Genomic DNA, 13,343 nt, shown 5'->3' with positions numbered 1-13,343 from the left:
ACCGCGCGGGCGTCCCGAAACGACGCGCGCGCAGACGTCACCGAGCAGACGTCACAGAAGTGACGTACCTCCGTCTCACACCGTAAGACCACCGTTCATCAGCACTCCCCCGCGTACAGGAGAATTCAGGTCATGAGCAACCCCCAGCAGCTGCGGTACAGCAAGGAGCACGAGTGGCTGTCGGCCCTCGAGGACGGCGTGGCCACCATCGGCATCACGGAGTACGCGGCCAACGCGCTCGGTGACGTCGTCTACGCCCAGCTCCCGGAGGTCGGCGACACGGTGACCGCGGGCGAGACCTGCGGCGAACTGGAGTCGACCAAGTCCGTCAGCGATCTGTACTCGCCGGTGACCGGTGAGGTGACGGCGGCCAACCAGGACGTCGTGGACGACCCCTCGCTGGTGAACTCCGCTCCCTTCGAGGGCGGCTGGCTGTTCAAGGTGCGCGTCGCGGAGGAGCCGGCCGACCTGCTCTCCGCCGACGAGTACACCGCGTTCTCCGGCAACTGAGACCTTAAGGGACCCCCTGATGTCGCTTCTGAACTCCTCCCTCCACGAGCTGGACCCGGACGTCGCCGCCGCCGTCGACGCCGAGCTCCACCGTCAGCAGTCCACCCTCGAAATGATCGCCTCGGAGAACTTCGCTCCGGTCGCCGTCATGGAGGCACAGGGCTCCGTCCTCACCAACAAGTACGCCGAGGGCTACCCGGGCCGCCGCTACTACGGCGGCTGTGAGCACGTCGACGTCGTCGAGCAGATCGCGATCGACCGGATCAAGGCCCTGTTCGGCGCCGAGGCCGCGAACGTGCAGCCGCACTCCGGCGCCCAGGCGAACGCCGCCGCGATGTTCGCGCTGCTGAAGCCGGGCGACACGATCATGGGCCTGAACCTGGCCCACGGTGGTCACCTGACCCACGGCATGAAGATCAACTTCTCCGGCAAGCTCTACAACGTGGTCCCCTACCACGTCGACGAGAGCGGCATCGTGGACATGGAGGAGGTCGAGCGCCTCGCCAAGGAGTCCCAGCCGAAGCTGATCGTGGCCGGCTGGTCGGCCTACCCGCGCCAGCTGGACTTCGCCGCCTTCCGCCGTATCGCGGACGAGGTCGGCGCGTACCTGATGGTCGACATGGCGCACTTCGCCGGACTGGTCGCGGCCGGTCTGCACCCCAACCCGGTGCCGCACGCCCATGTCGTCACCACCACCACGCACAAGACCCTCGGCGGTCCGCGCGGCGGCGTGATCCTCTCGACCCAGGAGCTCGCCAAGAAGATCAACTCCGCGGTCTTCCCGGGTCAGCAGGGCGGCCCGCTGGAGCACGTGATCGCGGCCAAGGCGGTCTCGTTCAAGATCGCGGCGGGCGAGGAGTTCAAGGAGCGCCAGCAGCGCACCCTGGACGGCGCACGCATCCTGGCCGAGCGCCTGGTCCAGCCGGACGTCACCGAGGTGGGCGTGTCCGTCCTCTCCGGCGGCACCGACGTGCACCTGGTCCTGGTCGACCTGCGCAACTCGGAGCTGGACGGCCAGCAGGCCGAGGACCGGCTCCACGAGCTGGGCATCACGGTCAACCGGAACGCCATCCCGAACGACCCGCGCCCCCCGATGGTCACCTCGGGCCTGCGGATCGGCACCCCGGCGCTGGCCACCCGCGGCTTCGGCGTCGAGGACTTCACGGAGGTCGCGGAGATCATCGCCGCCGCCCTCAAGCCGTCCTACGACGCGGACGACCTCAAGGCCCGCGTGGTCGCGCTGGCCGAGAAGTTCCCGCTGTACCCCGGCCTGAAGTAACTCCTGGCCTGCGGTTCCGCACGTTCGGACGGGGCACCGCGCACACTGAGGAGAGTGAGCGCGGTGCCCCGACCCGTGCCCCCCGCTCCACCTTTTGCCTTACTTGACCCACCTGACCCGTTCGACCGCTCGACCCGCTCGACCGCGGGCCCCACCCCGGCCCGTTCCGCACCCTTCACCACCCGGCCCGTTCCCGCACCACCCAGGCAGACAACGGCGTCTTCCAACCCCAAGGAGTACTCCCGTGGCCATCTCGGTCTTCGACCTCTTCTCGGTCGGCATCGGCCCGTCCAGCTCCCACACGGTGGGCCCGATGCGCGCCGCCCGGATGTTCGCGCGCCGCCTCAAGAACGAGGGCCTGCTCGCGCACACCGCCTCGATACGGGCCGAGCTGTACGGTTCCCTCGGCGCGACCGGCCACGGGCACGGCACGCCCAAGGCGGTCCTGCTCGGCCTGGAGGGCGAGGCGCCCCAGACCGTCGACGTGGAGTCCGCCGACGGCCGGGTCGAGGAGATCCGCGGCAGCGGCAGGATCAACCTGCTGGGCATGCACGAGATCCCGTTCGACTTCGACGAGGACCTGGTCCTGCACCGTCGCAAGGCCCTCCCGTACCACGCCAACGGCATGACGATCCTCGCGTACGACGCCGAGGGCGCCCCGGTCCTGGAGAAGACGTACTACTCGGTCGGCGGCGGCTTCGTCGTCGACGAGGACGCGGTGGCCGGGGAGAACCCGATCGTCCCGGACGACACGGTCCTCAAGCACCCCTTCCGCACCGGCGACGAACTGCTGCGGCTCTCCGGCGAGACCGGACTCTCGATCTCCTCGATGATGCTGGAGAACGAGCTGGCCTGGCGCACCGAGGCGGAGATCCGCTCCGGGCTGCTGGACATCTGGCGCGTCATGCAGGCCTGCGTCTCGCGCGGCATGTCCCGCGAGGGCATCCTCCCCGGCGGCCTCAAGGTCCGCCGCCGCGCCGCGAACTCGGCCCGCCAGCTGCGCGCCGAGGGCGACCCGCAGGCCCACGCGATGGAGTGGATCACTCTGTACGCGATGGCGGTCAACGAGGAGAACGCGGCGGGCGGCCGCGTGGTCACCGCCCCCACCAACGGCGCGGCGGGCATCATCCCCGCCGTTCTGCACTACTACATGAACTTCGCGGCCGGCGGCTGCACCGAGACGGAGAAGGAGGACAGCGTCGTGCGCTTCCTCCTCGCGGCCGGTGCGATCGGCATGCTGTTCAAGGAGAACGCCTCGATCTCCGGCGCCGAGGTCGGCTGCCAGGGCGAGGTCGGCTCCGCCTGCTCGATGGCGGCCGGAGCCCTGGCCGAGGTCCTCGGCGGCTCCCCCGAGCAGGTGGAGAACGCCGCCGAGATCGGCATGGAGCACAACCTGGGCCTGACCTGCGACCCGGTCGGCGGCCTCGTCCAGATCCCCTGCATCGAGCGCAACGGCATGGCGGCGGTGAAGGCGGTCACCGCGGCGCGGATGGCGCTGCGGGGCGACGGCAGCCACAAGGTCTCCCTCGACAAGGTCATCAAGACGATGAAGGAGACCGGGGCCGACATGAGCGTCAAGTACAAGGAGACGGCGCGGGGCGGGCTCGCGGTGAACATCATCGAGTGCTAGGCAAGTGGGCCCTGACCAGCGCGTTCGTATCGTTCGGCGCTGTCAGGGCCTTCCCTGCTCACGCGGCGGAAAGTCTCTGGAATCTCCCTGGGACAGACGGGAAAGTCCCTGACGGGCCCCTCGCCGATGGTGCTTGACCTGGAAGTTCACGACACCCGCGCAGCGGCGGATGTCCCTCCGGCACACCCGCTCGGAAATCACCCTCACTCAGTAACAAGAGTTTTGTCGAACCCGGCCCCATGGCTACCTCCCCGGCACCCGGCGAAGGACCCGTCCGGCCCGTATCGGTCTCCCTCCACGAAGGCACCGTCGCTGCCCTCAAGGCACGTACGGGCAAACGAGGTAGGTCCGCCTACGTCGAGACCCTCATCCAGCGCCAACTGGAACGGGACCGGCTGCGCGAGCTCATCGAAGACGCGGAAACCGAACACGGCCCGGTCGATCAGGCGGCGGTCGACGCCAAACGCGCCCTTCTCCGCGGCGACGCCGCAGGCTCGGCGGAAGCCGCGTGAGCGGCACGCTCGTGCTGGACTGCGAAGGCCTGTCCAAACTGGTGCGACGCACGCCCGAGATCACCGAGTGGCTGGCCGCGGCCGAAGCCGAAGACATCCGCGTCATCACCAGCTCCGTCACCCTCGTCGAAGCACGCGACCCCAGGGTCAACCAGGCCCGCTTCGACTGCGCAGGCTCACGCGTGAACATCATCCCGCCCACCGAAGCCATCGCCCGCCACGCGAGCAAGCTCCTGGCCGCGGCCGGACTGCACGGCCACAAGTACGCCCTCGACGCCGTCGTGGCCGCCACCGCACTTACCTCGTCAGCCCCAGCGACCGTCCTGACATCGGACCCCGAAGACCTCCTGATGCTCTGCGGCCCCAGCATCCGCGTCATCAAGGTCTGACCGCGAGGCCGCGACGCGACCCACCTCTTGTGCGAATCAGAGAGCTGCGCGGAAGGCCTCGGGCAGCAGCCCTCCTCGGCCGACCAGACGCTGGCTCGACCGCGCTGCCGCTCATCGCAGAACGGGTGGCGCTGAGGCCGAAGCCGGTGCGCCGATGCCGAAGCCGCCGCACGGGGCAGGCCTGCCGCCCTGGTCCGCGACCAGGCGCAGGCCGCCGCGCGCCCAACCCGAGCGGGGGCGGGGGCGGGTGCGGCACGTGGCCCAGGAGACTCCCCCGGTAGAGGAGGGCGACGGCATCGGGCGAGGAGAGATCCGCTTCCGGGTCGGTCGTACGGACGCGGGCGGCGTACTCGGCCGGGTCGGGTACTGCGGGCAGGACGTGGCGATCAGCCCGACTCTCCCTCGACGGAGGGCCGCCCTTGATCGATAGGCTCGGGCTGTGACGACAGAGCGGTCTTTGGCAACCCTTCAGCGCTCGCTGGGCGATCCCACGGTCAGCTACCCCCTGTGGCCACCGATGACCAGCGGATGCCCGCGCACCAGCACCGACGAGTTCTCCTATCCCGTCGAAGTCGATTATGACTACGACCGGGTCGACCCCGCCATGTTCACGACTACCACGGAGCGGGGCGGCGGGCTGGACCGCTGGGCGCCGCTGCTGCCGCCGCTCAGCGCCCCGGGGCTGGGTGAAGGCGGCACGCCGCTGATCGAGGTCGAGACCGGGGTCTTCATCAAGGATGAGTCTCGCAACCCCACCTGGAGCCACAAGGACCGGATGAACCGGTGCACCGTCAGCGCTGCCGTCGCCGCCGGAGCCCCGGGCATCGTCGTGGCCTCGTCCGGAAACCATGGGGCCTCCGCGGCCGCCTACGCTGCCCGCGCCGGCCTGCGCTGTGTGGTCATCGCGGGCCCCGAGCTGCCGCCAGCCGTCGACTCCTTCCTGAACGCCTACGAGCCGGTGGTCCTGTCTGTGCCCTGGGAAGCGAGGTGGCCGCTGATGCGCCGGATCGTTGACCGGACGGGCCTGCACCCGGTCAGCAGCCTCACCACCACCCACACCGGCCACGCCTTCGGCCCCGAGGGATACAAGACCATCGCCTACGAGATCCACCAGGAGCTCGGCGTCCCCGCAGCCGTGTTCGTCCCCACGTCGTACGGCGAACTCCTCTTCGGTATCTGGAAGGGATTCACCGAACTCCGGCGCCTCGGCCTGACCGATCGGCTGCCGCGGATGTACGCGTGCCAGCCGACCGCGGCCGCGCCGCTCGCCGAGGCCATGCGGCGCGGCGTGCCTGCGGCCCACGTCACGGTGGGGCAGACCGAGGCATACTCGATCGTCTCCCCGGTCAGCGGCTACCGCGGCGTGGTCACCATCAAGGACAGCGGCGGACAGGTCCTCGAACTCAGTGACGCACAGCTCGAGGCCGCCCACCAGGAGCTCGCCCGTTGCGGCCTGTGGGCCGAACTCTCCAGCGCCGCCGGACTCGCAGGGCTGCGTACCGGCCACGACTTCGACGGCCCGGTGGTCTGTATCTCCACCTCCAGCGGCTTCAAGAACCGCGGCGTCGGCTTCCGCCGAACCACATCGATCACCCCCGATTGGGACAACGTGCGCAGCAGACTGCACGCGGCGGGAATCCGCGACTGACGCATCAGCCCCCGACCCGTGCACGCGAACGGCGCCAGGCCCCGGTGCTGTCCGCCGTGCTGAGCGAACGGCGTCCGATTTCGCGTGGACAGAGCCAGTCACGTGACCTGAGCGGGCGGAGAAGAAGGCGAGGGCCTGGATACGCGCCACCGCAGACGCCGTCGAGGTCGGACGTGTTCCACGTCCGGAACACCTGCGCAAGCGTCCGAATGGAAGCAAAAATGCTCCACGGTAGGTAGCCACCACCGGAGCCGCCGCCGACGGGCAGGATGATCAGCGTGAACTTCTCCGTCACCCAGCATCAATTGGTTCAGGCCTACGGTCTCGACAACGTTGTTTACTTCCCGCAAGGCTCTCGTGCCGTACTTGACGCGCGTTCCGCGAGCTTCCTCAGCCTCGTGGGCCTTCCGCACTCCGAGGCGTTCACGTCCAGGGAGAACGTCGCGGACCCTTACCCCGCCGGGCTCGACGCGGTCACCCTTGGCGGCCACTGCGACCACTACGGCCTGCCGTGCCCGGCGGAGAGTCGTTCCTGGTGGATGCTCGGCTGTCTTTTCACCTCGCTCATCGCCCTCGACCCCGCATCCGGGAAGGTCTACGCGTTCCCCGGGGGATCCTCCGGCCATACCCGTACCCCGCTCCATCGCGACATCGAGTCCCTCGTGTACGCGCTCATCGAGTTCCGGAAGCTCGAAGTCGACCACGCCGACGACGTGGACCCGGAAGAGCTGTCAGGCCGCTTCAAGGAGACCGTCGGCACCTTCGACCCCACCCCCTTCGCCGACGAGGAATCGCAGTGGAACCTCTCGCTGGAAGAGCTGGAGCACGGCATCTGGTAGCACCACAAGCCCGACGGCGCCGTGCCGTGAAAGCCCCGTCGGGTGACCCCGCTTGATGGCCCTGACCAGCGCGTTTCCGTCTTCGGGTGCGGTCAGGGCGTTTACGGCGCCGTTCGCCCGCCGGGGCCCTACCCGGCCGCGTCCAGCGCGGCCAGGGCCTGGGCCCAGCCGACGTACTTCAGGTCCGCGAGGTCGGCCACGGTCTTGATGCCGAACGCCTCCTTGAGCAGGTCGCCCTGTCGGTCCGAGACACCCTTGAGCGCCGACACCGGGGCCGCCAGCACCTCGGGCACGCTCTTGTCCGCCCATGCCTTGTCCAGCACCTTGTCCAGATCGATCGAAGCCACGTTCGTCCTCTTCTCGTTCCGCGCTCCCCACGAAGCGCGCGCGTACGCCGGAGCCGCGCGGACTTTCCGCACCACTCCGTCTTTCTCTACAGACATGTAGAGAATAGGAGAGGAGGGCGGCCCCGGCAGGCAGAGACAGGGAATCGGCCGGGATTGTCCGAAAGCCCACGCATCGGCCGGGACGGAGTCAGTCGACGACGGCGGGTACGGGGGTCTCGACCGGGAGGTCACGGACGCCGAGGCGCAGGTGTTCGACGTGGTAGAGGGCCTGGTCGAGAAGTTCGGCGACATGGTCGTCGTAGAGGGCGTAGATGATCGAGCGGCCATGCCGTTCGCCGGTGACCAGGCCGAGGTTGCGCAGCAGGCGGAGCTGGTGGGAGCAGGCGGAGGCCTCCATCCCCACGGCGTCGGCGAGATCGCCCACCGAGCAGGGGCCTTCCTGGAGGCGGGCGAGGATGTGCAGCCGCGAGGGCGTGGCGAGGGCCTGAAGGGTGGCGGCCACGTCGGCGGCACCGACCGCGTCGAGGCGTTCGCGGGTGGTGGCGCTGCTCCTGGCGTCTGCTCCATGGCCCATACCGTCATCATACGCGCGACACATGAAGACCTGTTCATGTATTCCTGTATGGTGTGCGTGCTGCCCGTCGTCCACCCGTGAAGGGTTGATTTGTCATGTCTTCTGTCGTGGATCAACGGCCCGAGCCGACGATCGCAGGGGCTCCGCGCGCGGTGCCGCCGAGGCGGCGTACGCGCCTCCTGGCGCTGCCGGAAGCCAGGTGGGCGCTGGCCTCCCTGGTGCTGTTCCTGCTGGCGCTCCCCGTGTATCTGCTGGATGCTCCGGCATGGGTGTGGGGCCCGTTGTTCGCCGCCTGTTACGTCACCGGCGGCTGGGACCCGGGGTGGGAGGGGCTCAAGGCCCTGCGGGAGAAGACGCTGGACGTGGACCTGCTGATGGTCGTCGCCGCGCTCGGCGCCGCCGCGATCGGGCAGGTCCTGGACGGCGCTCTGCTGATCGTCATCTTCGCCACCTCCGGCGCCCTGGAGGCGGTCGCGACCGCCCGCACCGCGGATTCCGTGCGCGGCCTGCTCGACCTCGCCCCCGACACGGCGACCCGGCTCCGTGCGGACGGCGTCGAGGAGACGGTGGACGCCGAACGGCTGGCGGTGGGGGACGTCGTCCTGGTGCGCCCCGGTGAGCGGGTCGGCGCGGACGGGCATGTCCTGGACGGGGCGAGCGACGTCGATCAGGCCACGATCACCGGCGAGCCGCTGCCGGTGGCCAAACAGGCGGGGGACGAGGTGTTCGCCGGCACGGTGAACGGCACCGGCGCTCTCCGGGTGCGCGTCGAGCGGGATCCGGCGGACTCGGTGATCGCCCGGATCGTGAAGATGGTCGAGGAGGCGTCCGGGACCAAGGCGCCGACCCAGTTGTTCATCGAGAAAGTCGAGCAGCGGTACTCGATCGGCATGGTCATCGCCACCCTGGCCGTCTTCGGCATCCCGTTGCTCTTCGGCGACGACCTCCGGTCGGCGTTGCTGCGCGCGATGACGTTCATGATCGTCGCCTCGCCGTGCGCGGTGGTCCTGTCGACCATGCCGCCGCTGCTGTCCGCGATCGCCAACGCGGGCCGCCACGGCGTGCTCGCGAAGTCCGCGGTCGTGATGGAACGCCTGGGCCAGGTCGACGCGGTGGCGCTGGACAAGACCGGCACCCTGACCGAGGGCACTCCGCGGGTCACCGATGTCCTCCCCCTGCCCTCGTCGGGCCTGGACGAGGACCGGCTGCTGGCGCTGGCGGGGGCCGCGGAGCACCCGAGCGAGCACCCCCTGGCCCGCGCCGTGGTCCGGGCCGCCCGCGAACGCGGCCTCGTCCTCGCCGAGGCGACCGGTTTCGCCTCCTCCCCCGGGGCCGGCGTCACCGCGACCGTCGACGGCCACACCGTCCGGGTCGGGTCCCCCGCCCGTCTCCCCGGCGGCTCCGGCCGCGACCTCGCCGAGGCGGTCCGGTCGTTGGAGGACGGGGGCCGTACCGCGGTACTCGTACTCCGCGACGGCACCCCGGTCGGCGTGCTGGGGATCGCGGACCGGCTGCGCCCGGACGCGCGGGCGACCGTGGCCGCGCTCACCGAACTGACCGGCCGTACACCGGTGTTGCTCACCGGCGACAACGAGCGCGCCGCCCGCCGACTGGCCGTCGAGGTCGGGATCAGTGACGTCCGCGCCGGGCTGCTCCCGCAGGACAAGGTCGCCGCCGTACGCGCGTGGGAGGCCGAGGGCCTGCGGGTGCTGGTCGTCGGCGACGGGGTCAACGACGCGCCCGCGCTGGCCGCCGCGCACACCGGCATCGCGATGGGCGGGGCCGGATCCGACCTCGCCCTGGAGACCGCCGACGCCGTCGTCGTCCGCGACGAACTCGCCGCCGTCCCCGCCGTCGTGGCCCTCTCCCGGGCCGCCCGCCGGCTGGTCGTCCAGAACCTGGCCATCGCCGGTACCTTCATCGCCGCCCTGGTCGCCTGGGACCTGATCGGCACCCTCCCCCTGCCGCTCGGCGTCGCCGGGCACGAGGGCTCCACCGTCATCGTCGGCCTCAACGGCCTGCGCCTCCTGCGGGAGGCCGCCTGGCCCCGGTCCGCCGAGGACACTGCCTGAGCGGACGCGACCGGCGTGCCGCCCCGTACCGGGGGCGGTGGCGCCCCGCCACCGTCTGTCACGGCTGCGGCGCCCCCGAGGCGGCGTCGACCACGCCGCCGTCCACGCCCCCCGCCCTCACGAGCCCTGCCCGCCCCGGCCACGCGCGGTGCCGTCGGCTCCGGTCCGCGGCCGGGACCGAGGTGCGACAGGGCTCGCCGTTACGTGCCGATCATCTGCCCATAGAGGCGTCATCACACAGGACGGGCACTGTGGCGCCCATGGAAACGAGCAAGCCGATCACACAGGTGTGCGGGAAACCGAGCGGGACACCGGGAGGCCGCCCGAGGGCGGGCGGTCGGGTCTTCTCCGTCCTGCTCGCGTTTTCCGTCTCCGCGGTGTCGGTCGCGCCCGCGGCCGTCGCGACCACCGACGCCCAGCACTTGGGCGCCGGCGCCGCCGCCGTGGCTCCGGTGATCCGCTGGGGCGCCTGCCCGCCCAACGACCCCATGCCCGCGCCGGGCCCGCGGGTGCGGTGCGGGACGATCGAGGTGCCGGTGGACTGGTCGCAGCCGAAGGGCCCGCGGACGAGCGTCTTCGTCGCCCGGTACCGGGGTGCCGATCCCGCGAAGCGGATCGGGGTCCTGATGACCAACCCGGGCGGGCCGGGGAACCCCGGGGCCGACAGCGCGATGTACGCGGACCGGGACTTCTCGCCGAACCTGCTGAAGCGCTTCGACGTGATCTCCTTCGACCCGCGCGGCATCGGCCGCAGCGAGGGCGTCGACTGTGACGAGGCCATCACCGCGAAGATTCCGCACCGGCCGCGCGACGCCGCGGAGTTCGAACGGCTGCGCGCCCTGAACGGCGAGCTGGCGAAGAGCTGTCTGCGACAGGCGGGCCCGCTCGCCGACCATATGGACACCGAGAGCGTCGCCCGCGACATGGACGCGATCCGCGCCGCCGTCGGAGAGCGGAAGATCAGCTTCATGGGGATCTCCTACGGGACCTCCATCGGCGAGCGCTACGCCCGTCTCTTCCCCCACCGCCTCCGGGCACTCGCGCTCGACAGCGCGGTGGACCCGGCCCGGCCGAGCGCCGAGCGGTACCTCACCGACGGCAGCGTCGCACTCGACGACATCTTCGAGCGGCTCGTGGCCGTGTGCGAGAAGGACACTTCCTGTGTACTGAAGGGGCGGAAGCTGATCTCCGTCACCGAGGAGCTGTTCGCCCGGGCCGACGCCGGCACGCTCCGCGAGCCGGGCCCGAACGGACCCACCCGGCGGAAGGTCAGCGCCCACCAGGTCGTGGACTTCCTCTACGCCGCCCTCAGCCGTTACACGCCGGCCCAGGCCACGGAGCAACTCGCCGCGCTGCACAGCGGCAGGGGCGATGTCTACCTGGGCGAATCGGGCCCCGAACTCCCCTGGCGACTCGTGCTCTGCCGGGACAACGACTTCCGGATCCGCGACCACACCGCGTACCGGGCCCTCCTGAAGCGCGCCGCGAAGGCCGCCCCACATGTCCGCTACAACTCCCAGGCCCTGGACATGGTGCTGGGCTGCCAGGGCTGGACGCCGCCCAAGCGCCCGTCCGAGCAGGCGAAGGGAGTCCTGCCGCCGGTGCTCGTGGTCAACGCCCTGCACGACGTGGCGACCCCACTCGCGGGCGCGCGGCGCATGGCGGACGCCTTCCCCAGGGCGTCCCTGCTCACGGTGGACACCGTGGGCCACGGGATGTACGGCATGAAGGAACCGAAACGGGCGATCGACGCCTATCTGAGCAGCCGGAGGAACTGAACCGATCCGACGGCGAGGGGGCCCGCCCGGGGCGGCGCGGCCGGTCGGAGGCACCGCTTGAACGGTGCCGCTGCCGGCCGGGCCAGACCTGTCAACACGCAGGTGCCCCGGCGGTGGTTGGGCACGATCGGTCCCGTCCGGCGGAGATGGTTCACCGCTTCCGGGGACCGTACTGAACGCGTAGGAAAGGGAAACCCATGTTACGGACCGTCCGGCGCTGCTTCGCGCTCGCAGCGATTCCAGCAGCTCTCGCCCTGAGCGTCGTCTCCGCCCCCGCCGCCACCGCGGCTCCCTCCGGCGTCCCCGGCGTCTCCGGTGCCGCCACTCCCGATGGCAGCCAGCGGGTGATCGGCACCGGGTACGCGTGGTCGAACCTCCAGGGAAGGTCTCACCCGCTGAAGGACGTCGGCAGTACGTGCACGACCGTCGATGGCACCCGCTCGGCGGAGAACTTCGCGGGCTCCGGGCGTGTCATCACGTTCTACCAGGAACGCTCGTGCAAAACGGTGTGGGCAGTGATCGTCCCGGGAGACGCGTGGCCCTGGATCGCGGAGGTCGGGGCGATGGGGTACACGACCAGCCCTGAGTAGCGGACCGTACGTCGGCGTCGGCGTACGGCACAGGTCTCGGCGCCGGCGTCGGCGTCGGTATCGGCGCAGGAGCCGGTGTTCGACGAAGGCCCGGGCGGTCACGAGCGCGACGGGACCGCGCCGACGGACACCGGTCAGGCCGCACCTGCGGGGGATGGTCCGCCGGTGCGGCCGTGCGGGGTCAGTCCCCGACCCGGCCGACCTGGAGCTGCCTGCCCTGGGTCGTCACCACCGCGACCGGCACCCCGTCGGGCACCTTTCCGCCGAGGTCCGCGAGGAGCCGGTCCAGCGGTGGCAGGTCGGCCGGTGTGCGCACGGCGATGTACAGCGTCCGGGAGCGTGTCTGTACGTCGATGACCTGCGCGCCGGGCGTACCGGAGAGCCAGGCGGTCGCGGCCGCGGAGGTGCGCGTGGTCCATACGTGGAGCAGCACGGTCACCGTGGTGCTGGCCGCGAGGACCAGGCCCACCGCGGCGAACAGCAGGCCGAGCGCCGCGTAGGCACGGCCCGATGCGCGGGCTGGGCGTTCCTGGGTGTGGTCGAGCGCGGCGAAGACCACCATGCCGGCGAAGACCAGGGCGAGCAGGTTGGAGACGAAGAGCACCAGCGCGCCGAGCGCGAGCCACCAGGCGCCCTGCCCGGCGCAGACGCCGACCACGACCAGCGGCGGCACCAGCGAGATGGCGATGGCCACACCGGGCAGCACCGCGGCGACGTCCTTGCGGGACAGCGCGAGCGCCCCGGCGAAGCCGGTCGCCAGGGCGGCCACCAGGTCCAGCAGGCCGGGCGAGGTCCGGCCGGCGATCTGACTGTCCGACAGCAGGTCGTAGTGGGACGGCACGGCCAGCGAACCCACGGCTCCGACCGCCACCACCAGGAGCACCCCGGCGAGCACGAACCGGCCCGCCGAGCCGCGCCGGCCCTGTACGGCGCCGATGGCGATGCCCATGATCGGGGTGGACAGCGGCGCGATGATCATCGCGCCGATCACGGTGGCCGTGGAATCGGTCAGGACTCCGCCGGCCGCGATCACCGCGGAGAAGAACAGCATGGTCCAGAAGGCCGACTGCTTGGCGCGGGCGTCCCCGCACGTGAGGTCCAGGTCCTCGGCGAGTTCGGCCTGCGACCTCCGTTGACGCTCCGGAAGCACCCACGCGCGCAGCCCTGTGATCATC

13 protein-coding genes are annotated in these 13,343 nt (G+C 70.9%); 10 read left to right on the top strand and 3 right to left on the bottom strand.

Going from position 1 to position 13,343, the window contains the following annotated elements:
* Window positions 1-132: 132 nt before the first annotated feature.
* The 7 genes from gcvH (at window position 133) to ACH4RG_RS09560 (ending at window position 6,807) form a co-directional block, all read left to right on the top strand.
* Window positions 133-510, top strand: coding sequence for a glycine cleavage system protein GcvH (gene gcvH, locus ACH4RG_RS09590; RefSeq protein WP_010060008.1), 378 nt, complete (start codon window positions 133-135; stop codon window positions 508-510).
* 19 nt (window positions 511-529) lie between these two features.
* Entirely contained in the window at window positions 530-1,789 is a 1,260-nt protein-coding gene (glyA, locus tag ACH4RG_RS09585) for a serine hydroxymethyltransferase (RefSeq protein WP_018959977.1), read from the top strand.
* A 244-nt stretch (window positions 1,790-2,033) separates the two neighbouring features.
* Complete coding sequence (locus ACH4RG_RS09580; protein WP_397924186.1) at window positions 2,034-3,419, top strand: L-serine ammonia-lyase; 1,386 nt, start codon at window positions 2,034-2,036, stop codon at window positions 3,417-3,419.
* A gap of 239 nt (window positions 3,420-3,658) precedes the next feature.
* Entirely contained in the window at window positions 3,659-3,931 is a 273-nt protein-coding gene (locus tag ACH4RG_RS09575; protein ID WP_398539324.1) for a hypothetical protein, read from the top strand.
* Window positions 3,928-4,320, top strand: a complete 393-nt coding sequence (locus ACH4RG_RS09570) for a type II toxin-antitoxin system VapC family toxin (RefSeq protein ID WP_398539323.1) — start codon at window positions 3,928-3,930, stop codon at window positions 4,318-4,320. Before ACH4RG_RS09575 ends, ACH4RG_RS09570 begins: the two co-directional genes overlap by 4 nt.
* A 517-nt stretch (window positions 4,321-4,837) precedes the next feature.
* Window positions 4,838-5,968 (top strand): pyridoxal-phosphate dependent enzyme, encoded by a 1,131-nt coding sequence (locus ACH4RG_RS09565; RefSeq protein WP_397924323.1) that lies wholly within the window; start codon window positions 4,838-4,840, stop codon window positions 5,966-5,968.
* Between the two features lie 269 nt (window positions 5,969-6,237).
* Window positions 6,238-6,807: an SUKH-4 family immunity protein gene (locus ACH4RG_RS09560; RefSeq protein ID WP_397924189.1), complete on the top strand. Its 570-nt coding sequence runs from the start codon at window positions 6,238-6,240 to the stop codon at window positions 6,805-6,807.
* Between the two features lie 128 nt (window positions 6,808-6,935).
* On the opposite strand, the gene ACH4RG_RS09555 is transcribed toward ACH4RG_RS09560, so the two are convergent.
* Together ACH4RG_RS09555 and ACH4RG_RS09550 are read right to left on the bottom strand one after the other, a co-directional pair.
* A complete protein-coding gene (locus ACH4RG_RS09555) occupies window positions 6,936-7,154 on the bottom strand; it encodes a hypothetical protein (protein ID WP_397924191.1) in 219 nt (72 codons plus the stop codon).
* A gap of 187 nt (window positions 7,155-7,341) precedes the next feature.
* On the bottom strand, window positions 7,342-7,728 hold the full coding sequence (locus ACH4RG_RS09550; protein WP_397924192.1) for an ArsR/SmtB family transcription factor: 387 nt from the start codon (window positions 7,726-7,728) through the stop codon (window positions 7,342-7,344).
* A 95-nt stretch (window positions 7,729-7,823) separates the two neighbouring features.
* Here ACH4RG_RS09550 and ACH4RG_RS09545 point away from each other — a divergent pair, with 95 nt between their 5' ends.
* The 3 genes from ACH4RG_RS09545 to ACH4RG_RS09535 all read left to right on the top strand — a co-directional run bounded on the left by ACH4RG_RS09545 (window position 7,824) and on the right by ACH4RG_RS09535 (window position 12,168).
* Window positions 7,824-9,800, top strand: coding sequence for a heavy metal translocating P-type ATPase (locus tag ACH4RG_RS09545; RefSeq protein WP_397924193.1), 1,977 nt, complete (start codon window positions 7,824-7,826; stop codon window positions 9,798-9,800).
* Window positions 9,801-10,060: 260 nt separating this feature from the next.
* Window positions 10,061-11,578 carry an alpha/beta hydrolase gene (locus tag ACH4RG_RS09540; protein WP_398161086.1) on the top strand — a complete coding sequence of 506 codons (1,518 nt, stop codon included), beginning with the start codon at window positions 10,061-10,063 and terminating at the stop codon, window positions 11,576-11,578.
* Window positions 11,579-11,775: 197 nt separating this feature from the next.
* Entirely contained in the window at window positions 11,776-12,168 is a 393-nt protein-coding gene (locus tag ACH4RG_RS09535) for a hypothetical protein (RefSeq protein WP_397924195.1), read from the top strand.
* Window positions 12,169-12,349: 181 nt separating this feature from the next.
* Here ACH4RG_RS09535 and ACH4RG_RS09530 read toward each other — a convergent pair whose 3' ends face one another.
* Window positions 12,350-13,342 carry a DUF389 domain-containing protein gene (locus ACH4RG_RS09530; protein ID WP_397924196.1) on the bottom strand — a complete coding sequence of 331 codons (993 nt, stop codon included), beginning with the start codon at window positions 13,340-13,342 and terminating at the stop codon, window positions 12,350-12,352.
* Window position 13,343 lies beyond the last annotated feature (1 nt).

Origin of the sequence: Streptomyces sp. NPDC021019 (assembly GCF_044333295.1) — a bacterium.
Taxonomy (GTDB): domain Bacteria; phylum Actinomycetota; class Actinomycetes; order Streptomycetales; family Streptomycetaceae; genus Streptomyces.
The sequence above is the reverse complement of the archived record's forward strand: the minus strand, read 5'-3'. Positions and strand labels throughout refer to the sequence as shown.